Origin of the sequence: Herbaspirillum sp. AP02 (assembly GCF_015767275.1) — a bacterium.
Lineage (GTDB): Bacteria > Pseudomonadota > Gammaproteobacteria > Burkholderiales > Burkholderiaceae_D > Herbaspirillum.
This window is the reverse complement of record NZ_JADWMY010000009.1, coordinates 1-20,397: the sequence shown is the minus strand read 5'-3', so window position 1 is coordinate 20,397 and position 20,397 is coordinate 1. Positions and strand designations below refer to the sequence as shown.

Sequence of the window (20,397 nt, the reverse complement as noted above, 5' to 3'; positions counted from 1 at the left end):
GGACAGACCGGCCAAATCACCCGGGATGATACCCGCCCGCATCCCGTTTGGGCTGCCCGATGGTGTCGGCAGGAAATGTTTCCGGTACCACCTTGCCCGAGGTCAAGGGCGCATCGCCCAGCGCGGCGTGCCGGGCGGGCTTGTCCATGCGCGCCAGCCGCCGGACCTTGTCATAGAAATCAGGGAAATCTCGACTGTTTTCGAACAGCCGCCGGAAAGCCGGCACCATGTCGTGATAAGCGCCAACCAGGGCCAGATGCGCATTCGACAGCGGCATGGCGAACCAGCGGTCGTAGCCGGCGTAGCCATTCCAGCGCGAGCTCTTGATCGTCGCATATTCGGCACGCAGCGCGGCGAAGATGGCCGCCTTGCGCTCGCGCTTCACAGCGTCGCTGGCATCGCTGTCGTAGTTGTCCTTCAGCTGGGCACGGTACTTGTCCAGCAGCGCCAGGAATTCGCGCTTGCGCAGCGCGTAGCGCTGATACGTCTCGGTCAGGGCGGTATCGTGGCGGGCCGCCAGCCAGCGCTCCAGGCCCAGTTCCTCGACCGCCACCGCGAAGCCTTCATTGAAGGGCGTATCGTCGCGGGCGTAGACGGTCTGGTGCGCCAGTTCATGGAAGATCAGGCGCGCCAGTTCGCCATCGGGATACTGGATGAAGGTGGAGATGACCGGATCATCGAACCATCCCAGCGTGGAATAGGCGGGCACGCCCGCCACCTGCACGTCATAGCCTTCCCGCCGCAGTGCGGCGGCGTAGTCCTGCGCCGCCTGCTGGTCGTAATAGCCGCGATAGTCCACGCAACCGGCGATGGGAAAACACCACTGCCTGGCCTTGAGCGAAAGTTCCGGCGCGGCCACTACGTTCCACAACACGAAAGGACGGTTCAGCTGGGCATAGCTGCGGTAACTGCCATTGTCGGGCAAGCCCAGCTCGACCACCGCAAAGCGGCGAATCTCTTGCACCGTCTGCAGCTTGCTCTTGAGCGCCGGCTGCGTGGCAGGATCGGCCAGCCAGTCATCCAGCGGTCGGGCCTGCGCCAGCAGCGAGAACTGGCCATGCGCGGCCTGGGCGTAATAGGACACCGATGAACACGCGCCCAAGCCCAGCAATCCGCCCAGCGCCAGCACAAGCATGCCCTTGCGCAGCATGATGCGAGGGCTCAGTGCGCCGCAACCGGCTGCTGCAGTTTTTCCACCTGCACCAGCACATCGTAGAAGGTGGGCGCGTTGCCCATGTCGGTCAGGCGCTGGCTGGTGACTTCGTTGGCGTTCTTGCCATCGGCGGCAAACTTCTTCCACCAGATCGACAGTCCCACCACCAGCCCCGGTCGCGCCTTTTCCGTCACGCGTACGCGCGCCTGCATGCTGCCGCGATCATTGAACACGCGCACCGTATCGCCCTGCGTGATGCCACGGACAGCCGCGTCCTGTGGATGCATGTCCAGATGCGGCTCGCCTTCGGTATCGCGCAGGCTCTGCACGTTGACGAAGGAAGAGTTGAGGAAGTTGCGCGCCGGCGGCGAAATCATCGCCAGCGGATAGCGGGCGGCCAGTTCGGGATTGCTGGCCACCGATTCATAGGGCGCGATATAGGCCGGCAGCGGATCGAGACCGGCCGCCTTCATCTGCGCCGAATAGAATTCGCACTTGCCCGAGGGCGTGGCAAACCCGCCTTCGGCAAACGGCGCGACCGGCATGGCCAGACGCTGCCAGCCCTTTTCCTTGAGCACCTGCCAGTCGTAGCCGCCACTGCGCGGATCGTCGCGTCGGAAGGCCACTGCCGCCAGCTGGTCATCGCTGTCGCTGAAGCAGTCCTCGGTAAAGCCCATGGCCGCGGCCAGCAGGCGGAAGATCTCGGTATTGGGCTTGGCCTCGCCCATGGGCGCAATGGCCGCATTGTTGGCCAGCATGTAGACGTGACCGTAGGACGCATGCACGTCGATGTGTTCCAGCTGGGTGGTGGCCGGCAACAGGATGTCGGCATAATCGGCGGTATCGGTCTGGAAGTGCTCCAGCACCACCGTGAACAGATCCTCGCGGGCAAAGCCCTGCGCCACCTTGGCCGACTCCGGCGCCACCGCCACGGGGTTGGAGTTATAGACGATCAACGCCTCCACCTTGGGCCCGAACTCGGGCGACGCCGGCTTCAAGAGATCATCACCGATGGTGCTCATGTTGATGACGCGGGCCGGGGTACCATGACGCGCGGCCAGATCGGGCCGACTCAGCGCCGCAGCATCCTTGGGGAAGCTGTCCGACACCGACAGCTGGACGCCGCCCGCGGGGTGACGCCAGGCCCCCACCAGGGCTGGCAGGCAGGCCACATTGCGCGCCGCCATGCCACCGCCGCGTACACGCTGCAGGCCGTAATTGGCACGGATGAAAACGCCTTCGCCGGCCAGCGACACGCGGCCGTACTCACGCGCCAGCGCCAGCACTTCTTCGGCCTTGATGCCGCAGACCTCGGCGGTACGGGCCGGCGTCCATTCCGCCACGCGCTCTTGCAACTGCTCGAAGCCCAGCGTGTGACGGGCGATGTAGTCGTGATCCAGCAGGTCCTCGGCAATCAGCACATGCATCAACCCCAGCGCCAGGGCCGCATCGGTACCCGGCAACAGGGCGATATGCTGGTGGCACTTTTCGGCTGTGAGCGAGCGATAAGGATCGATGGCGATCAGGCGCGCACCGTTACGCTTGGCGGCCTGCACCCGGGTCCAGAAGTGCAGGTTGGAGGCGATCGGATTGCCACCCCAGATCAGGATCAGCCTGGCATGGTCAACTTGCTCCAGATCGGTACCGATGCGCGCTCCGATGGTGTAGCGATAACCGGCGCCACCGGCCGAGGCACAAATGGTGCGCTCCAGTTGCGACGCACCCAGGCGATTGAAGAAACGCCCGGCCATCGATTCACCCTGCACCTGGCCCATGGTGCCGGCATAGCTGTAGGGCAGGATGGCCTGGGGATCGCGCAAGGCAATCTGTCCCAGGCGTTGGGCGATGGTCGCCATCGCCTCGTCCCAGCTGATGCGCTCGAACCGGCCCTCGCCCTTCTTGCCCACGCGGCGCATGGGATAAAGCAGGCGATCGGGGTGATAGGTGCGCTCGGTATAGCGCGAAACCTTGGTACAGAGCACGCCGGAGGTGGGCGGGTGATCCGGGTCGCCACGCACCTCGGTGGCGACGCCGTCCTTGACGGTCACCAGCAAGGCACAGGTATCGGGGCAATCATGAGGACAGGCGGCGCGGACGATCGAGGTGGTCATGGCAAGCGGAGCAAGGAAACAGGGATGGAAACCGGAAAAACGGGATGGAAGACGTACCATGCACCGCATACCGGCAAGACAGCAGCACAGGCACGGGAAAACAGGCAGGACGGCGAAGCGGATACTTTATCTTAAAATGACCCACCGCGACTCTTGCCAGCCCTGTCATGACTCTCCTCCAACACTTCTGGCACACCCCCGAACTGCCCTTCCTCGAAGGCCGGCGTGCCACCGGCAGCCTGTCCTGCTATGCCCCGCATACGCATGACAGCTTTTCCATCGGCATCGTCGATGGTGGCCAGAGCGTCTTTTCCGTGGCGGGCCGGAGCACGGCGATCGTCCCCGGCGACGTCGTACTGGTCAGGGCCGGAGACGTGCATAGCTGCAACCCGGCCGAACTGCAAAGCTGGAGCTATCGCATGTTCCACCTTGACGTGCACTGGTTGACCAGGCTGCTAGCTGAAACACCGAGCACCCGCGGTCTGCTCCAGAGGATGGATTCGCAGGTGTTGCACTCTGCCTCGGCGGTGCAGTTGCTGGACCGCATGACGGCCGCCCTGGATGCACACCACGCAGGCCTGCAGGCCGACGTAATCACCTGCCTGCACGAACTCATGCTGCTGTGCGCCGAAACCTGTGCCGGCGAGTCTGCGATGGCAGCCGGAGACAGTGATGGCCTGCAGGCTGTGCATGATTTCCTGCTGGCCCATTGCCGCGAACGCATCACGCTCGATACCCTGGCCGCCATCGCCGGCATCAGCCGTTACCAGTTGATCCGCCAGTTCAACCGTCGCTTCGGCATGACGCCCCATGCGCTGCAACTGGACATGAAGATCCGCCAGGCGCGCGTGCTGCTGCGTCAGGGGGCGAGTGCGGCCGATGCCGCCTACGACACCGGCTTTGCCGACCAGAGCCATTTCCATCGCGTCTTCAAATCCCGTGTGGCCGTCACGCCCCTGCAATACGCAAGGCCCTGAGGAAATCAGCGCAGGCGTCCGGCCGCCAGGGCCACAGCGGCCACCAGCAGCAGCACGCCGGCGCTGCGCTCGATCAACGGCATCGCCCGGCCCAACGCGACCACTACCTTTTCCCGCGCGATCAGGCAGACCAGCGCCGCATCCCAGGCCAGCACCGCACACGCCAGCCAAACCCCATAGAACAGCTTGCGCCCGGGCCCGGCGTGCGCCTCCACGATCACGGTGAAGAGGCCGAAGTAGAACAGGCCATTCTTGGGATTCAATAGCGCCGACAGGAAGCCCGCGCCCATGCCGAGCACGGGCGAAACGCGCTGCGCATGCGCAATTGCCACCTTGCCCGGCCATTCGGTCGGCGCCCGGCTGGCGCTTATGAACATCCATCCCAGCCAGGCCAGATAACCGCTGGCCAGCCACTGCAACGCGACCAGCAGTGCCGGACTGTCCTGCAGCACGCTCCAGCCGCCGATGGCCAGTGCGATATACAGCCCGTTGGCCAGCGCGATGCCCAGACTCACGGCCAGCCCATACGCCCGACCATGACGCAGGCTGCTGCGCGCCAGCAACAGGAAATCCGGACCGGGGCTGGCCAGTGCCAGCAGATGTGCACCAGCCAGCAACAGGAATTCGGACCAGAACATGAGCATGCCTCCTCGCCTCATCGGGCGATATCGAAAGAGGCGCATGCTAGGCAGGACGCTGATCCCTGTATTGAACAAAATTGCGCGAACGGTGCACCGGCGCAAGGCGCGGTAAGATAGACGGCTTCAGCCCCACCTCCACACCGCCCAAGACCAAGCCAGACCATGAAACTCATCGACCCCATCGTCCAGTTCCAGGCCGAACTGCAGAAGATCCGCCGTGACATCCACGCCCACCCCGAACTTGCCTACGAAGAGGTCCGCACCGCCGACGTGGTCGCGCAGAAGCTCACCGAGTGGGGCATCCCGGTGGTGCGCGGTCTGGGCGTGACCGGCGTGGTGGGCATCATCCGCAATGGCGACAGCCCGCGCGCCATCGGCCTGCGTGCCGACATGGATGCCCTGCCCATGCCCGAGATCAATACCTTCGCCCACGCCTCCCGCCACGAGGGCAAGATGCACGCCTGCGGCCATGACGGCCATACCGCCATGTTGCTGGGCGCGGCCTACTACCTCTCGCAACATCGCAATTTCAATGGCACCGTCTACGTGATCTTCCAGCCTGCCGAGGAAGGTGGACGCGGTGCCGAGCGCATGATCCAGGATGGCCTGTTCGAGAAATACCCGATGGACGCCGTCTTCGGCATGCACAACTGGCCCGGCATCCCGGCCGGCCACTTCGGCGTGACGCCGGGGCCGCAGATGGCCTCCAGCAACGAGTTCCATGTCACCGTCAAGGGCAAGGGCTCGCATGCGGCGCAACCGCACAAGGCGATCGATCCGGTGATGACGGCGGTGCAGATCGCCCAGGCCTGGCAGACCATCGTGGCGCGCAACATCAATCCGAATGATCCGGCGGTCGTCTCCATCACCCAGATCCACACCGGCAGCGCCACCAACGTCATCCCCGACGAGGCCATGATGGTCGGTACCGTGCGCACCTTCAGCCTGCCCGTGCTGGACCTGATCGAACGCCGGATGCAGGAGATTGCCGAGCACACCGCTGCGGCCTTCGATGCCACCGTCGATTTCCGCTTCAACCGCAACTATCCGCCACTGATCAACCATGTCGCCGAGACCGCGTTCGCCGTCGACGTGCTGACCGAACAGTTCAGCGCCGACCATGTCGATGCCCATACCGAACCCACCATGGGGGCCGAGGATTTCGCCTTCATGCTGCAACACAAGCCGGGCTGCTATGTGTTCCTGGGCAATGGCGACGGCGGTCACCGCGATCATGGTCATGGTCTGGGCCCGTGCAATCTGCACAACCCCAGCTATGACTTCAACGATGACCTGCTGCCCATCGGCGCCACCTACTGGGTGAGGCTGGCCGAGAAATTCCTGCAGGCGAAGTAAGCCGGCAGGCCAGACGGCATTGGCGGGCGGCACGGTTTGAGGCATGATCCTCGGCACGCATCCTGAATCCTGATTTGCGATAACGATAACAAGGGAGAAACCTTGCACACCCTCGCCACTGCCCTCCTGCTGCTGGTCGCCATCGAACATGTCTGGATCCTGATCCTGGAGATGTTCCTGTGGACCAAGCCGCTGGGACTGAAGACCTTCCGCCAATCCAAGCAGGCCGCCGAGGCGACCCGCGTGCTGGCGGCCAACCAGGGCTTGTATAACGGCTTCCTCGCGGCCGGCCTGTTCTGGAGTCTGGCGACCGGGGAGCGGCCGGTACAGTTCTTCTTCGTGATCTGCGTGCTGGTGGCCGGCATCTACGGTGGCCTGACCGCCAAGCGCTCTATCCTCTACATCCAGGGCCTGCCCGCCTTGCTGGCGCTGCTGGCCCTGCTGGCGAGCTGATGTTACTGCGCCGGCGCGTCCTCGGCTTGCTGGTCCCGGGTCTGCTCGCGCTGCTTGCAGGCCAAGCCACGGCCCAGGATCAGGACGCCGAATGGTGGACCTACCAGACCCAGCGCGCCGGGCTGGCGTACATGGTCAAGCTCGACATGGGCCTGCGCCGGGCGTTTCCGCCCTCCGGTTTTCCCTATGTGCTGGTGACCCGCGTGAGCTATGCAGCAGCCACGACCGACGGTCTGCCCGCCGTGGCCGACCAGGACCGGCTGGAATCCCTGTCCGATGACATCGCCGCTGCCATCGCCAGGAAGACCCGCAGCCTCTACGCTGGCACCACGTTCAGCCAGGGACAGCAGCAATCGTATTTCTATGTGATCGATCCGAACGGACTGGAGAGCATTGCCACCAGCCTGCAGGCCCGGCGATGCCAGGCTTGCAAAAGCAGCGCGGCGATCCAGGCCGATCCGGCGTGGACGCTCTACCGCGAGCAATTGCTGCCGGATGCGGAAACCCGCCAGCGCTACGGCCTGCGCAGTTACTAGGGGCGGCGGAAGTAGCCCTAAAGCAGGCACGGTAAAGTTTCGGCGTGGATGCGCCGATAACAGTTTTCCTGGCAGCATCATTGTTGGCACTTGCCATCACTCTCACTCCGGCAGCGATCGCACTCATTTTGCCGGAATAACAACATCGGACTCGGTCCGAGGGGAAGCAGCATGAAACAGATCAAACTCATCCTCAAGGACGATATCTACGACTCGCTGGAGCGGGACTATCACAACTTCGTACGGCTCTCGACCAAGATCGATTCGGGCTTCGTCAAGCCGTCCTTCGATAGTTATCTGTTGGCCAAGGTCTCGGAGAATACCAACTTCCTCACTGAAGAAGCGGTACAGCACCTGATGCTGTCGGGCCAGTATGCCTGGGCAAGACGCGCGATGGACAAGGAGTTTCCGGATGTGGTGCAGATCCTGATCGAGCAGGCTGCGAACTACGGCTTCTGGATCGCGGTGCGCCACGACTGGACCACTGACGACCTGGTCAATGCCTCGCGCGCCTGGGCCAGCGCCATCATCAAGCAGGCCAAGGGCGATGAAACCCAGATCGATGTGCTGGCTGCGCAGATCAAGGCTTCGGCCACCAGCATCTCGGTAGTGCAGGAGCGCCTGCGCACGCCGGCCGCGCTGCTGGCGGCGGCCATGGTGCAGGAATTGCGCGAAACCCACATCGCCATCGAACACGCCTCCGGCATGGTGGCACGCGAAAAGCTGGGGGCGATGCGCACGTTGTTGAAGCTGGGACGAGCCTTCGGCAATGTCTCCGAAAAAGCCGAGCAGGACATGATGGACAAGCTCAAGCGCGAGAAGCCCTGGCTCTTCGAGGAAGGTCCCAAGGGATTCTGGGGACACGTTGCCTCGTGGTGGCGTGGCGTCTAGGGCCTGCCCGGTTGTTTCAAGACGGGCGTCGCTTCAGGGCAGCGTCTCCGCCTCGCGCATGAGGCGGATATCGCCGTACCATGCCTCGATCTTCTGGCCGGTATTGTCAGTATCGGTCAGCACCCCGACGCCGACCAGGCGCCCCGGCTTTTCGCCGAAGATGCGTTCATAATCCTCCGCCACATTGCGCTGGTACTTGCGCCACTGCCCCACCTGCGCCGGACCGCTTTCGGCAACCAGCATCTGGATGCGGCCGGTGCGCCCATTGGCGATCACCTGGCCCACCTGCGCCTTGCTATCCCAGACATACATCAGCGTGGCATAGGGCAGTTCATGCCCGGTCAGCAGCTTGGCGGTATCGAAGAGGATGGTGTCCATCAGCGAAAGCTTGTCATGATCGCCATCGAAGGCCAGCACGATGCGCACCGGTGAATCATCGGTCTCGCGGTGAGTCAGATCGGCGGTCGGGATCAGGCCGCTGGCCTTCCAGCTCCAGGACAGCCAGGGCTTCTTGTTGATGTCGATATCGACCGGATGACGCAGACCGGACGAAGCGCGGTCGGCAACGGCATGCAGTACGCTGCGGCCATTGTCATCGACCAGCCGGTATTCGGTAGGAATCTTCTTGCGGGTGAAGACCAGGGGTTCCCAGCCAGCAGGAAGTCCCTTGGGTGGATTGGCGGAGAACAGCGCCAGCGCCTGGTCCAGCCTGGCCTGCTTGGCAGCGGCGTCGGGCGCGACCGTCTGCTGGCCGGCACACCCGGCCAGCAACCAGGCGGCGCCAAGGCAGAACGATGCCAGCACGCTGCGCGCGGCGAAAGCCTGTAAGGATTCGGGAAACTGTGCAGCAAGTCGCGTGCGCGCACGCGTGAGACGCAAATTCATGAAGGCCGACCGGAGAAGAAGGGATGCGGTCACCCCGACCGCAGACGAAGGCTAACAGGAAAACGCGGCTTCACGACATCCGGAAAAACCCTAGCAGGTAAAAAAAGCTCAATGTCATGGGCGACTTCCCCCGCCCTGTGGCCGAGCTCGGCGCACGCCACTCAGTTTTGCTGACGCAGGATCTGGATGAACATCTTGGCCAGCGACGACAGCGTGGTGTTCTTGCGCGTGACGATGCCGTAGTGTTCGATGCGCGTCTTCAGGTTCACCGGCAGGATGCCCAGCATCTGCCGCGCGGCGAAGAAATGGGCGATATCCAGTGGCATCACCGCCACCATGTTCGATTGCGCCAGCAGCGTGATGGTCACGAAGGGAGAGGCCGTCTCGATCACGTTGCCCGGCACCTTCAGTCCCTCCAGCTTGAACTCATGCTCAATCCAGATCCGCATGGGCATGTTGCTGGAATACAGGATCCACGAGGCGCCGGCCAGCTCCTGCAGGCGCACCTTCTGGGCCGTGGCCAGGGGATGGTCGATACCGCAGACGATGCACATGGGCTCGCCGCGCAGCATTTCATAGTTGTACAGATTGGGTTGCGAGCTGACCGAGGAGCGGCCGATCATCAGGTCGATGCGCCCCTGGTCCAGCAACAGCAACTGGCGCGCGCTGGTGTCTTCGCTGATCTCGATGGAGACTTCCGGCTGGATTTCGCGCAGGCGCGAGAGCGCACGCGTGACGAAGGGCGCGGCGCCCATGATGGTGCCGATGGACAGACGGCCTCCGCGACCGCTGATCATGTTCTGCAATTCCTCGCGCAGATTGGCCACATCGCTCTGGATCAGCCGCGCATAACGGATCACACAACGGCCCAGTTCGGTGGCCTCGATGCCGCGGGGCGAGCGGTCGAACAGGGTCACGCCCAGGGCATCCTCCATTTCATGCAGGGCCTTGGTGGCGGCCGGCTGGGTCATGTGCATCACCTCGGCCGCCTTGTGCAGCGAGCCCTGCTCGTCGAGCGCCGTCAGCAGCGCGACCTGGCGAAAGCGCAGGCGGCTGACGATGGACCCCACCGAAGGCAGCGCGCCGGCACCGTCCCCGAGTTGGTTATCACCCGATGAATTAAGCTCATTGGACATCGTTGTACTCGCCTCTTATAGTCGGTCCGGAAAAACCACAATGCTAGCGCATCTATCAGCCTGCCAAGGCGATGCGTGAAAAAAGCTCAGGAGACGTTGGCAGGATCGATGCAATGCAGCGCAGCATTCCTGCCGCCTGCGAATGCCATGGGAACCGCAATTGCAATCACCCTTGCGCATCGACCTCGCCCTGCGCCTGCCTGGCTGACCAGAACCGACATTGCGGACAGACAAGGAGACCCGGTGAGGCTGATTCAATACCGCGACCGTCAGGGCGAGCGCCGCGTAGGCATCGTCAACGGCAGCCACGTCCAGGCGCTGGACCAGGTGGCCACCATGCGCGAGCTGGCCCTGCTGGCGCTGCAACGGGGCACCGGGCTGGAGCGCCAGGCCCAGTTGCTCAATACCGATCAGTCCGAAGACTACGCCGCCATCCTGGCCGAGGCGCGCATCCTGGCACCGCTGGACCATCCCGATCCGGCCCACTGCCGCGTTTCCGGCGCCGGCACCACCCATCTGGGCAGCGCCACCACTCGCGACAAGATGCATCGGCGCCTGGAAGGCGACGAACTCGACAAGACCGATACCCAGCTGATGATCGAATGGGGCATCGCCGGCGGCCGTCCTGCCCCCGGCGAAGTCGGAGTGCAGCCGGAATGGTTCTACAAGGGCGACGGCAGCAGCGTCGTCGCGCCCGGCCAGCCGCTGCCGCGCCCGGACTTCGCTCTCGACGGCGGCGAGGAACCGGAGATCGTCGGCCTGTACCTGATCGATGACGAGGGCTGCCCCCGCCGGCTGGGTTTTGCCATCGGCAACGAGTTCTCGGACCACGTCATGGAGCGACGCAACTACCTCTACCAGGGGCATTCCAAGCTGCGTCACTGCAGCTTCGGGCCGGAGCTGCTGGTGGGGCTGCCGCCCGCCCATCTGGTGGGCATGACCCGCATCCGTCGCAAGGGTCGCGTGATCTGGGAGCAGGAATTCCTGACCGGCCCGGACAACATGTGCCACAGCATCGAAAACCTGGAATACCACTACTTCAAGTATTCGCACCTGCTGCACGCGGGTGACGTGCACGTGCACTTCATGGGCGCGGCCAACCTGTCCTTCGCCTACAGCCTGCGTACCGAGGACGGGGACAGCATCGAAATCAGCATTCCCGACTTCGGCGCGCCGCTGGTCAACGGCATCGCGCATGTGACATCCCCATTTCAAGCGGGAGGCGTCAAGCCGCTCTAGCGGCCACGTCCCGATTCCGATCCCGCACCCCAGGCGCGCCGCAAGGCGCATGACAACCCCGGCAATCGTGCCAAGGCCCGCGACAGAAATCGCACAACAAGAGGCCGCCCCCAGGAAAACTGCAAAGGAGACCACCTCATGCTCATGTATCGCCCCCGCCCAGGAACATCGGAGCGTCAATGAACTACACCTTCGATTTCATGAGCGTCTTCGCCAACTGGGACCGCCTGCTCATGGGCGCCTGGTTGACGGTACAACTCTCGGCGCTCTCGATCGTGCTGGGATTCGTGGTCGGCACGCTATGCGCGATCGCCGGAAAGAGCCGCCTGGCACTGGTACGCGGGCTGGTGCGCGCCTATGTCGAGATCATCCGCAACACGCCACTGCTGGTGCAGGTGTTCCTGGTGTTCTTCGGCCTGGCCAGCATCGGCTGGAAGCTTACCGCCGAGACTGCCGCCGTCATCGCCCTCACCGTCAACGTGGGGGCCTACACCACCGAGATCATGCGTGCCGGCATCAATTCCATCCACCCCGGCCAGATCGAGGCGGCCGAATGCCTGGGCATGTCGCGTCTGCATGTGTACTGGCACGTGGTGTTGCTGCCGGCGGTGGAGCGCGTCTACCCCTCGCTGACCAGCCAGTTCATCCTGCTGATGCTGGCCTCCAGCATCACCTCGCAGATTTCAGCTGAAGAACTGACCGCTACCGCCAATCTGGTGCAGTCGGAGACCTTCCGCAGCTTCGAGGTCTATGCGGTCATCGCGGTGGCCTACCTGGCACTGTCCTTCCTGTTCCGCGCCGCGTTCTGGCTGATCAGCCAGTTGGCCTTCGTGCGCAAGCGCAAGCTTGGCACCAACCTGTGAGGAGCGGCGATGAATTCCTTTAGTTTTCTGCACGTCGAATACCTGCTGCAGGCCGCCGTCTGGACCGTGGTGCTATCGCTGGTGGCATTCGCCTTCGGCGGTGTGGCCGGTTTCGTGATCGCGCTGTGGCGGGTCTCGCCCAACCGCCTGCTGCGCAACATCGCCAGCGGCTATATCCAGGTAGTGCAAGGCATCCCGCTGCTGGTGATCCTGTTCGTGGCCTATTTCGGACTGGCCATCGCCGGCTTCAAGCTGACCCCGCTGGTGGCGGCAGGCATTTCCTTTGCGATCTACTGCGCGGCCTTCCTCGGCGAAATCTGGCGCGGCTGCATCCAGGCGGTGCCCAAGACCCAATGGGAAGCCTCGGAATGCCTGGGCTTCAACCGCTACGAGCAATTGACCAAGGTGATCCTGCCGCAGGCCATCAAGATCGCCACGCCGCCCACGGTGGGCTTCATGGTGCAGATCGTCAAGAACACCTCGCTGGCCTCGGTGATCGGCTTCGTCGATCTCTCCCGTGCCGGCCAGATCATCAACAACTCGACCTTCCAGCCGTTCACCGTCTTCGGCTGCGTCGCGCTCATCTATTTTTGCCTGTGCTTCCCGCTGTCGGCGCTGTCCAAGCACTTTGAAAGGAAATTGAATGTCAGCAATCGTTAAGATCAAGGATCTGCACAAGAGCTTCGGCACCAACAAAGTGTTGAACGGGGTTTCGCTGGATGTGCAAAAAGGACAGATGGTGGCCATCATCGGCAAGAGCGGATCGGGCAAGAGCACCCTGCTGCGCTGCCTGAACGGGCTGGAAAAGGTGGATGCCGGCGACATCAATGTCTGCGGCCATGACATCCATCATCCCGACCGCCTCAACCTGCGCGAACTGCGCAAGCAGGTCGGCATCGTCTTCCAGAGCTACAACCTGTTCCCGCATCTGACGGTGGAGCGCAATATCACACTGGCGCTGACCACCATCAAGAAGATGTCGACCGAGGAAGCCAAAAAGATCGCCCACAAGGTGCTGCAGCTGGTGGGACTGGAGAACAAGAAGGAAGCCTATCCCGAGCAGCTCTCCGGCGGCCAGGCGCAGCGCGTGGCGATTGCGCGCTCGCTGGCGATGGCGCCGGAACTGATGCTCTTCGATGAAGTGACCTCGGCGCTGGATCCGGAACTGACGGCCGAAGTGCTGAAGGTGATGGAAGACCTGGCCCGCGGCGGCATGACCATGGTGTTGGTCACGCACGAGATGGCCTTCGCCCGCAAGCTGGCCGACGTGCTGGTCTTCATGCACCAGGGACAGGTGTGGGAAGTCGGCCCGCCGGATGAGCTGTTCAGCAATCCGAAGACGGCCGAGTTGCAGAAGTTCGTGTCCAGCGATCTCTGAGTTTTCGGAGCGCACAGACTTTGTTTTTCTCAGGCAGTATCAAATAAACCACTCAGGAGACCGCAATGAAGAATCTGCTCAATTTCACCAAGAAGGCCGCCGCCGTCGTGCTGGGCCTGGCCTGCTTCGCGCAGGCCGCTCACGCCGATGCGCTGGCCGATATCAAGGCGCGCAAGAAGGTGCTGATCGCCATCGACCTGGGCGCGCCTCCGTTCGGCATGACCAATGCCAAGCTGGAGCCGCAGGGTTCGGACGTGGAAACCGCACGCCTGCTGGCCAAGGACATGGGCGTGGAACTGGAGATCGTGCAGGTCACCGGCCCCAACCGCATCCCCTTCCTGATGACCGGCAAGGCGGACATGGTGATCTCGTCCTTCTCGATCACGCCGGAACGCCAGAAGGTGGTGGCCTTCACCCAGCCTTACGGCGCCTCGCAGTTCGTGGTGGCCGCGCCCAAGGGAGAGAACATCAAGAGCCTCAACGACCTGGTCGGCAAGCGCGTGGCCGTGGTACGCGGCAACATGCAGGATTCGCTGTTGACCCCGCTCGCGCCCAAGGGGACCAACATCGTGCGCTTTGACGACGACGCCACCGTGACCGCAGCCATCATCTCCGGCCAGGTCGATGCCCTGTGCACACCGAATTCGCTGGCCTCGGCCATTGCCAAGCAGAACCCGTCCAAGAACCTGGAAACCAAGTTCGCCATCAAGGACATCCCCTACGCCATCGGCCTGCGCAAGGGCGAGCCGGCGCTGGAAAAGTGGCTCAACGAATGGATCACTGCCAACCTGAAGAACGGCAAGCTGCCCGCCATCTATCAGCAATGGGTCGGCAGCCCCATGCCTGACCTGGCACAGTTCGCGCCCAAGTAAGTCCGCATTTCCGGCATGTCGTGCTCCCGGGAGCGCGGCATGCGCCCGCCGCCTCCGCGGCCAGCCTGCAGCATCCACGTTCTCACCGAGATCAACATGAAAGCTACCTCTCCCGTCATCCGACTCAATCCCGTCGATGATGTCGTCATTGCCCGCCAGCAGCTCATCTCCGGCACCGTATTGCAGGAAGAAGGCGGCCTCAAGGTCCAGGGTCTGATCCCCGCCGGTCACAAGATGGCCACCCGCGCCATTGCCGTGGGCGAGCCGGTCAAGCGCTACGGCCAGATCATCGGCACGGCCAGCCAGGCGATTGCGCCGGGCCAGCACGTGCACACGCATAACCTGGCCATGGCCGAGTTCTCGCGTGAACACCATTTCGGCGCGGACGTGAAGCCGGTCGATTTCGTGGCGCAGCCGGCCACCTTCATGGGCATCGTACGCCCGGATGGCCGCGTGGCCACGCGCAACTACATCGGCGTGCTGACCTCGGTGAACTGCTCGGCCACGGCCGCGCGCGCCATTGCCGACTACTTCCGTCGCGACATCCACCCGGAAGTGCTGGCCGACTATCCCAATATCGACGGCGTGGTCGCCCTGACGCACGGTCTGGGCTGCGCGGTGGATTCGCAAGGGGAACCACTGCAGCTCCTGCGCCGCACCCTGGCCGGCTACGCCACCCATCCCAACTTCGCCGCCGTACTGGTGGTGGGCCTGGGTTGCGAAACCAACCAGATTTCCGGCCTGATGGAAAGCCACAACCTGAAGGAAGGTGAATACTTCCACACCTTCACCATCCAGGGTACCGGTGGCACTGCCAAGACGGTGGCGCTGGGGATCGAGAAGATCAAGAAGATGCTGCCCAAGGCCAATGACATCAAGCGCGAACCGGTCCCGGCCAAGCACCTGACGCTGGGCCTGCAGTGCGGCGGCTCGGATGGCTACTCCGGCATCACCGCCAACCCGGCGCTGGGCGCAGCGGTGGACCTGCTGGTGAAGCATGGCGGCACCGCCATCCTCTCCGAAACACCGGAGATCTATGGCGCCGAACACCTGCTCACGCGTCGCGCAGTGTCCTCCGAGGTGGGCGAGAAGCTGCTGGCGCGCATCGCCTGGTGGGAAGAATATTGCGCCAAGAACGATGCCGAGATGAACAACAATCCCTCGGCCGGCAACAAGGCCGGCGGCTTGACCACCATCCTGGAAAAGTCGCTGGGCGCGGTGGCCAAGGGCGGCACCACCAATCTGGTGGATGTCTACAAGTACGCCGAAGCCGTCACCGCCAGGGGTTTCGTCTTCATGGATACGCCGGGCTACGATCCGATCTCGGCCACCGGCCAGGTCGCCGGCGGCGCCAACATGATCTGCTTCACCACCGGCCGCGGTTCGGCCTATGGCTGCGCCCCCTCGCCGTCGCTGAAGCTGGCGACGAACACGGCGCTGTGGCAACGCCAGGAAGAAGACATGGACATCAACTGCGGCGAAATCGCCGACGGCGACGTCACGCCGCAGGAGATCGGGGAACGCTTCTTCCAGATGATCCTCGATACCGCGTCCGGCAAGAAGACCAAGAGCGAACTGCATGGCTATGGCCAGGACGAATTCGTGCCGTGGCACATCGGCGTCTATACCTGATGCAGATCATGCTGGCCCGGCCCCGACCGGGCTAATGTAAGCCGCATCATCCCGCCAGGATGGGGTGATGCGGACTGCCGGCCAAGCATCCTTGCCCCTCCCCCGGGTAACGTATGGCGAGGATGCTTCGCCCGCAGTTAGTCCTTCCCCCTTGCAGAAAATGACATCGTGGCAGCGCCCGCTTCCCGTATAGTCCGGGCCGGCCTCCAACATAAGGAAACAAGAACATGGCACACACTTTTTCACTCCAGGCACACCTGCCTGAGGATCACGCCCAGGCCACACTGATCGGCCGCGTCTGGCAACCAGGCGTGGGCCCGGTGCTGGTGAAGATCGACGCCGAGGGCGCCTATGACCTGACCCTGATTGCGTCCACCTCCAGCGAACTGCTGGAGCTGGACGATCCTGCCGCCGCCGTGCGCGCAGCCACCAACATGACCCGTATCGCCAGCCTGCAGGAGTTGCTGGACAATGCCGATACCGGCCGCCGTGATACATCGCGCCCCTGGTTGCTGGCGCCGATCGACCTGCAGGCCGTCAAGGCCAGCGGCGTGACCTTCGTGGCCAGCATGCTGGAACGCGTCATCGAAGAACAGGCACGCGGCGACGCTGGCAAGGCGGAGTCGGTGCGCAAGGCGATCACGGCCGTGATCGGCGACAACCTCTCCAGCGTGGTGCCGGGCTCGACCGAGGCGGCACGCTTGAAGGAAGTGCTGCTGGAGCAAGGTGTGTGGTCGCAATACCTGGAAGTGGGCATCGGCCCGGATGCGGAAATCTTTACCAAGGCACAACCGATGTCGTCGGTGGGCCTGGGCGATGAAGTCGGCATCCACCCGAAATCGGCCTGGAACAATCCGGAACCGGAGATCGTGCTGGCTATCAACAGCCGCGGCAAGGTGGTGGGTGCGACCCTGGGCAACGACGTCAACCTGCGCGACTTCGAAGGGCGTAGTGCCCTGCTGCTGGGCAAGGCCAAGGACAACAATGCTTCCTGCGCGGTGGGGCCTTTCATTCGTCTGTTCGACGCAAACTTTTCAATTGACGATGTCCGCCGCGCCGAACTTACAATGCGTGTCGATGGTACCGAAGGCTTCACGCTCAAGGGTAGCAGTTCGATGTCCATGATCAGCCGTGATCCGCTGCAACTGGTGGAACATGCGATCGGTCCCAATCACCAATATCCGGATGGCCTGGTGCTGTTCCTGGGGACCATGTTCGCGCCCACCCAGGATCGCTTCGGACCCGGCCAGGGCTTTACTCATCAGGTCGCCGATGTCGTGACGATCTCGACACCCAGGCTGGGTGCACTGGTGAACACGGTCAACTTCAGCGACCAGACGGCACCGTGGACCTTCGGCCTGACGGCGTTGTTCAAGAACCTGGCCAATCGCAAACTCATTTAAACGCAAAGGAACAAGCATGTCTGCATCCACTGGCCGCCTCGCCGGCAAGACCGTCCTCATCACCGCCGCTGCCCAAGGCATCGGCCGTGCCTCCACCGAGCTGTTCGCCCGCGAGGGAGCACGCGTGATCGCCACCGACATCAGCAAGCAGCACCTCGACGCACTGGGCGGTATCGCCGGCGTGGAAACGCGCATCCTGGACGTGACCGATGATGCTGCCATCAAGGCACTGGTGGCCGAAGTCGGCACCATCGACGTCCTGTTCAACTGCGCCGGCTATGTGGCGGCGGGCAATATCCTGGAATGCGACGACAAGGCCTGGGACTTTTCCTTCAACCTCAATGCCAAGGCCATGTTCCACACCATTCGCGCTGTGCTGCCGGGGATGTTGGCCAAGAAGGCGGGGTCGATCGTCAACATCGCTTCGGCCGCGTCGAGCGTGAAGGGAGTGGCCAACCGCTTTGCCTACGGCGCCTCCAAGGCGGCGGTGGTGGGTCTGACGAAATCGGTGGCGGCGGACTTCGTCGCACAGGGCGTGCGCTGCAACGCGATCTGCCCGGGCACCATCGAATCACCTTCGTTGAACCAGCGCATCAGCACCCAGGCCAAGGAAACCGGCAAGAGCGAAGCGGACGTGCGCGCCGCCTTTGTCGGACGTCAGCCGATGGGACGCATCGGCAAGGCAGAGGAAGTTGCCGCGCTGGCCTTGTACCTGGCCTCTGACGAGTCCAATTTCACGACCGGCTCGATCCACATGATCGATGGTGGCTGGTCTAACTGATCCACCAGCGATATCTGGCAACGGGACACGGAAAACCTCAGTTTCTCAGTACCTCGATGTCATTGGCTGATAGCGGAAAACGGCATGCTCTAAGCATGCCGTTCTGCTTTCCGAGGCCAGTACCGGGAGCGGAGTTGCTGATCAGGTTTATCAAACCGCGGCACGGGGGCATAATGAGGCCTCCCTCATTCCTGTGAATCAGCATGCCCATGCCTCCAGCGCCCTTCAGCTTCTCTGCCGACAGCATCACCGCCATTTCTCCCGAGCCCATGCTGCTGGGGGAGTCGCCCTTGTGGCATGCAGAAGAAGGCGCGCTGTACTGGATCGATATTCCAGGCAAGGCGGTTCACAGACTGGTGCTTGAGACACAGCAACACCAGCGCTGGGATATGCCGGAACAACCCGGCAGCATCGTCAAACACGCGCAGGGGGGACTGGTGGTCGCCCTGCGTACCGGCATGTTCCATCTCAACACCGGCAATGGCGCGCTGTCGGCCATGCTGGCAGCCCCTTACGACACCAGCCGCATCCGCTTCAATGATGGTCGCTGCGATGCCGCCGGCCGCTTCTGGTGCGGCACCATCTACGAGCCACGGGATCGCGAGGCTGGCACCCTCTACTGCTTCGAGCGCAATACGCTGCGCGATGCACATCATGCCGTGACGACGTCCAATGGCGTGGCCTTCAGCCCCGACCAGCGCCTGATGTATCACTCCAATACGCCGGCGCATCGGATCAATGTCTACGACTACGACCTGGCCACCGGGCGAACCAGCAACTGCCGCCTGCTTCGCCAGTTCGACAGCGACAAGAGTGCGCCCGCTTACGGCGGCCGTCCGGATGGCGCTACCGTCGATAGCGAAGGGGCGTACTGGTGCGCGATGTTCGAAGGCGGACGGGTCTTGAGGCTGTCGCCGCAAGGGGAAATATTGCAGGAAATTCGGCTGCCCGCACGTTGCCCGACCATGGTGGCCCTGGGCGGCCCGGATCTGCGCACCCTGTTCATTACCACTGGACGCCACGGGCGTAGCGAGGCGGAACTGGCGCAATATCCGTTTTCCGGCCACGTGTTGGCGATACGAGTCGCCGTCCCGGGTCGGCTGGAATACAGCTATCGCGCCTGACGCTGCGCTGATGTGGCGTAGAGACGCCAAAAACAGACACACAAGTATGCTTTTGTGATGATTATGAGAGAATAGCGCGTTATCGCGGACCGCAAGGTCTGCGCTGAATCTCGCAAAGATCCTTCAAAACTATTTACGCGCTGAAAGAATATCCATGACTAAACTGAAGAGCCTGGTTGCCAAGATCGCATTTGCCGGCGTCGCCGCTTTCGCCATCCAATCCCCGAGCTATGCCGTCGATGGCGTGTCGGTGGAATACGGTACCGGCAACAGCACGCAACTGGTGCGCCTGGGTGCGCAGTTCAACTGGGGTCCGAACTGGAATTTCTGGCAATCCAACGGCACCCACATCGGTGGCTACTGGGATCTGTCGCTGGCCAACTGGCGCATGAACCATTACAACAACACCAACGACAGCGGCAACCTGGTCGACCTGGGTCTGACCCCGGTGCTTCGCTTCCAGCGTGACGACGGCAAGGGTTTCTACGGCGAAGCAGGTATCGGCGTGCACCTGTTCTCCAAGCTCTATCGCAACAACGACAAGGTGCTATCAACCGCCTTCCAGTTCGGTGACCACGTCGGTGCCGGCTATGTATTCAGCAATGGTCTGGATCTGGGCATCCGCCTGCAACACTTCTCCAACGGCGGCATCAAGCAACCGAATGGCGGCGTGAACTTCGCTGTGGCGCGTGTTGCCTACAAGTTCTGATTCTGGAACAGCGCTGTTTCAATAAAAAAGCCGGCATCGCCGGCTTTTTTATCGTCTTGTGTTTTGTATTCTGTGTGGTGTGGTGTGTTGTGTGTGTGTGTTGAGGGGCTGGCATCTGGCTGAGACCCCTCCGCTCAATCAGCGGTCGATCAGGTCATCAGCGGTGCGCGTCGAAGTACGCGTTTCGGGATGTGGATAAGATAAACCTGGCGCAATGTCGTACGCCACCTTGTTCATAAATCTAAGTCTTCTCATCC

The 20,397-nt window shown here is 62.9% G+C and carries 20 protein-coding genes; 15 read left to right on the top strand and 5 right to left on the bottom strand.

Going from position 1 to position 20,397, the window contains the following annotated elements:
* Positions 1-16: 16 nt before the first annotated feature.
* Together I5R65_RS17520 and I5R65_RS17515 are read right to left on the bottom strand one after the other, a co-directional pair.
* Positions 17-1,150 (bottom strand): aminopeptidase, encoded by a 1,134-nt coding sequence (locus tag I5R65_RS17520; protein WP_180666360.1) that lies wholly within the window; start codon positions 1,148-1,150, stop codon positions 17-19.
* 11 nt (positions 1,151-1,161) lie between these two features.
* Positions 1,162-3,264, bottom strand: a complete 2,103-nt coding sequence (locus I5R65_RS17515; RefSeq protein ID WP_180666358.1) for a molybdopterin-dependent oxidoreductase — start codon at positions 3,262-3,264, stop codon at positions 1,162-1,164.
* 167 nt (positions 3,265-3,431) lie between these two features.
* On the opposite strand from I5R65_RS17515, the gene I5R65_RS17510 reads away from it, so the two are divergent.
* Complete coding sequence (locus I5R65_RS17510) at positions 3,432-4,241, top strand: AraC family transcriptional regulator (protein WP_180666356.1); 810 nt, start codon at positions 3,432-3,434, stop codon at positions 4,239-4,241.
* 5 nt (positions 4,242-4,246) lie between these two features.
* On the opposite strand, the gene I5R65_RS17505 is transcribed toward I5R65_RS17510, so the two are convergent.
* Positions 4,247-4,879 carry a LysE family translocator gene (locus I5R65_RS17505; RefSeq protein ID WP_180666354.1) on the bottom strand — a complete coding sequence of 211 codons (633 nt, stop codon included), beginning with the start codon at positions 4,877-4,879 and terminating at the stop codon, positions 4,247-4,249.
* Between the two features lie 165 nt (positions 4,880-5,044).
* Between I5R65_RS17505 and I5R65_RS17500 the strand changes: the two genes are divergently transcribed.
* The 4 genes from I5R65_RS17500 to I5R65_RS17485 all read left to right on the top strand — a co-directional run bounded on the left by I5R65_RS17500 (position 5,045) and on the right by I5R65_RS17485 (position 8,118).
* Entirely contained in the window at positions 5,045-6,238 is a 1,194-nt protein-coding gene (locus I5R65_RS17500) for a M20 aminoacylase family protein (protein WP_180666352.1), read from the top strand.
* Between the two features lie 102 nt (positions 6,239-6,340).
* Positions 6,341-6,691, top strand: a complete 351-nt coding sequence (locus tag I5R65_RS17495; protein ID WP_006461944.1) for a DUF1304 domain-containing protein — start codon at positions 6,341-6,343, stop codon at positions 6,689-6,691.
* Positions 6,691-7,227 (top strand): DUF695 domain-containing protein, encoded by a 537-nt coding sequence (locus I5R65_RS17490; RefSeq protein ID WP_180666350.1) that lies wholly within the window; start codon positions 6,691-6,693, stop codon positions 7,225-7,227. The genes I5R65_RS17495 and I5R65_RS17490 overlap by 1 nt, the downstream gene beginning before the upstream one ends.
* Positions 7,228-7,398: 171 nt before the next feature.
* On the top strand, positions 7,399-8,118 hold the full coding sequence (locus I5R65_RS17485) for a DUF4088 family protein (protein ID WP_180666348.1): 720 nt from the start codon (positions 7,399-7,401) through the stop codon (positions 8,116-8,118).
* 33 nt (positions 8,119-8,151) lie between these two features.
* On the opposite strand, the gene I5R65_RS17480 is transcribed toward I5R65_RS17485, so the two are convergent.
* Together I5R65_RS17480 and I5R65_RS17475 are read right to left on the bottom strand one after the other, a co-directional pair.
* Entirely contained in the window at positions 8,152-8,922 is a 771-nt protein-coding gene (locus tag I5R65_RS17480; protein WP_180667012.1) for a DUF3047 domain-containing protein, read from the bottom strand.
* Positions 8,923-9,164: 242 nt separating this feature from the next.
* Complete coding sequence (locus tag I5R65_RS17475; protein ID WP_006461940.1) at positions 9,165-10,139, bottom strand: LysR family transcriptional regulator; 975 nt, start codon at positions 10,137-10,139, stop codon at positions 9,165-9,167.
* A 243-nt stretch (positions 10,140-10,382) separates the two neighbouring features.
* Here I5R65_RS17475 and araD1 point away from each other — a divergent pair, with 243 nt between their 5' ends.
* The 10 genes from araD1 (at position 10,383) to I5R65_RS17425 (ending at position 20,140) form a co-directional block, all read left to right on the top strand.
* A complete protein-coding gene (araD1, locus tag I5R65_RS17470; RefSeq protein ID WP_180666346.1) occupies positions 10,383-11,378 on the top strand; it encodes an AraD1 family protein in 996 nt (331 codons plus the stop codon).
* 179 nt (positions 11,379-11,557) lie between these two features.
* The gene (locus tag I5R65_RS17465) at positions 11,558-12,241 is read left to right on the top strand and encodes an amino acid ABC transporter permease (RefSeq protein WP_180666344.1); all 684 of its coding nucleotides are present in this window, start codon (positions 11,558-11,560) and stop codon (positions 12,239-12,241) included.
* A gap of 9 nt (positions 12,242-12,250) precedes the next feature.
* Complete coding sequence (locus I5R65_RS17460; RefSeq protein WP_006461937.1) at positions 12,251-12,901, top strand: amino acid ABC transporter permease; 651 nt, start codon at positions 12,251-12,253, stop codon at positions 12,899-12,901.
* Positions 12,885-13,619, top strand: coding sequence for an amino acid ABC transporter ATP-binding protein (locus tag I5R65_RS17455; protein ID WP_180666342.1), 735 nt, complete (start codon positions 12,885-12,887; stop codon positions 13,617-13,619). Before I5R65_RS17460 ends, I5R65_RS17455 begins: the two co-directional genes overlap by 17 nt.
* Before the next feature lie 65 nt (positions 13,620-13,684).
* Positions 13,685-14,491: a transporter substrate-binding domain-containing protein gene (locus I5R65_RS17450; protein ID WP_006461935.1), complete on the top strand. Its 807-nt coding sequence runs from the start codon at positions 13,685-13,687 to the stop codon at positions 14,489-14,491.
* A gap of 96 nt (positions 14,492-14,587) precedes the next feature.
* Entirely contained in the window at positions 14,588-16,123 is a 1,536-nt protein-coding gene (locus tag I5R65_RS17445) for a UxaA family hydrolase (protein ID WP_180666340.1), read from the top strand.
* A gap of 227 nt (positions 16,124-16,350) precedes the next feature.
* On the top strand, positions 16,351-17,526 hold the full coding sequence (locus I5R65_RS17440) for a fumarylacetoacetate hydrolase family protein (RefSeq protein WP_180666338.1): 1,176 nt from the start codon (positions 16,351-16,353) through the stop codon (positions 17,524-17,526).
* A gap of 16 nt (positions 17,527-17,542) precedes the next feature.
* Complete coding sequence (locus I5R65_RS17435; protein WP_180666336.1) at positions 17,543-18,307, top strand: SDR family oxidoreductase; 765 nt, start codon at positions 17,543-17,545, stop codon at positions 18,305-18,307.
* Positions 18,308-18,516: 209 nt separating this feature from the next.
* Positions 18,517-19,431 carry an SMP-30/gluconolactonase/LRE family protein gene (locus I5R65_RS17430; protein WP_180667010.1) on the top strand — a complete coding sequence of 305 codons (915 nt, stop codon included), beginning with the start codon at positions 18,517-18,519 and terminating at the stop codon, positions 19,429-19,431.
* A gap of 154 nt (positions 19,432-19,585) precedes the next feature.
* A complete protein-coding gene (locus I5R65_RS17425; RefSeq protein WP_180666334.1) occupies positions 19,586-20,140 on the top strand; it encodes an acyloxyacyl hydrolase in 555 nt (184 codons plus the stop codon).
* Positions 20,141-20,397: the final 257 nt, after the last annotated feature.

Coding starts and splice junctions, on each gene's coding strand:
- I5R65_RS17520 (WP_180666360.1), bottom strand. CDS start 1,150: ATGCTGCGCAAGGGCATGCTTGTGCTGGCGCTGGGCGGATTGCTGGGC.
- I5R65_RS17515 (WP_180666358.1), bottom strand. CDS start 3,264: ATGACCACCTCGATCGTCCGCGCCGCCTGTCCTCATGATTGCCCCGAT.
- I5R65_RS17510 (WP_180666356.1), top strand. CDS start 3,432: ATGACTCTCCTCCAACACTTCTGGCACACCCCCGAACTGCCCTTCCTC.
- I5R65_RS17505 (WP_180666354.1), bottom strand. CDS start 4,879: ATGTTCTGGTCCGAATTCCTGTTGCTGGCTGGTGCACATCTGCTGGCA.
- I5R65_RS17500 (WP_180666352.1), top strand. CDS start 5,045: ATGAAACTCATCGACCCCATCGTCCAGTTCCAGGCCGAACTGCAGAAG.
- I5R65_RS17490 (WP_180666350.1), top strand. CDS start 6,691: ATGTTACTGCGCCGGCGCGTCCTCGGCTTGCTGGTCCCGGGTCTGCTC.
- I5R65_RS17485 (WP_180666348.1), top strand. CDS start 7,399: ATGAAACAGATCAAACTCATCCTCAAGGACGATATCTACGACTCGCTG.
- I5R65_RS17475 (WP_006461940.1), bottom strand. CDS start 10,139: ATGTCCAATGAGCTTAATTCATCGGGTGATAACCAACTCGGGGACGGT.
- I5R65_RS17465 (WP_180666344.1), top strand. CDS start 11,558: ATGAACTACACCTTCGATTTCATGAGCGTCTTCGCCAACTGGGACCGC.
- I5R65_RS17460 (WP_006461937.1), top strand. CDS start 12,251: ATGAATTCCTTTAGTTTTCTGCACGTCGAATACCTGCTGCAGGCCGCC.
- I5R65_RS17455 (WP_180666342.1), top strand. CDS start 12,885: ATGTCAGCAATCGTTAAGATCAAGGATCTGCACAAGAGCTTCGGCACC.
- I5R65_RS17450 (WP_006461935.1), top strand. CDS start 13,685: ATGAAGAATCTGCTCAATTTCACCAAGAAGGCCGCCGCCGTCGTGCTG.
- I5R65_RS17445 (WP_180666340.1), top strand. CDS start 14,588: ATGAAAGCTACCTCTCCCGTCATCCGACTCAATCCCGTCGATGATGTC.
- I5R65_RS17440 (WP_180666338.1), top strand. CDS start 16,351: ATGGCACACACTTTTTCACTCCAGGCACACCTGCCTGAGGATCACGCC.
- I5R65_RS17435 (WP_180666336.1), top strand. CDS start 17,543: ATGTCTGCATCCACTGGCCGCCTCGCCGGCAAGACCGTCCTCATCACC.
- I5R65_RS17430 (WP_180667010.1), top strand. CDS start 18,517: ATGCCTCCAGCGCCCTTCAGCTTCTCTGCCGACAGCATCACCGCCATT.
- I5R65_RS17425 (WP_180666334.1), top strand. CDS start 19,586: ATGACTAAACTGAAGAGCCTGGTTGCCAAGATCGCATTTGCCGGCGTC.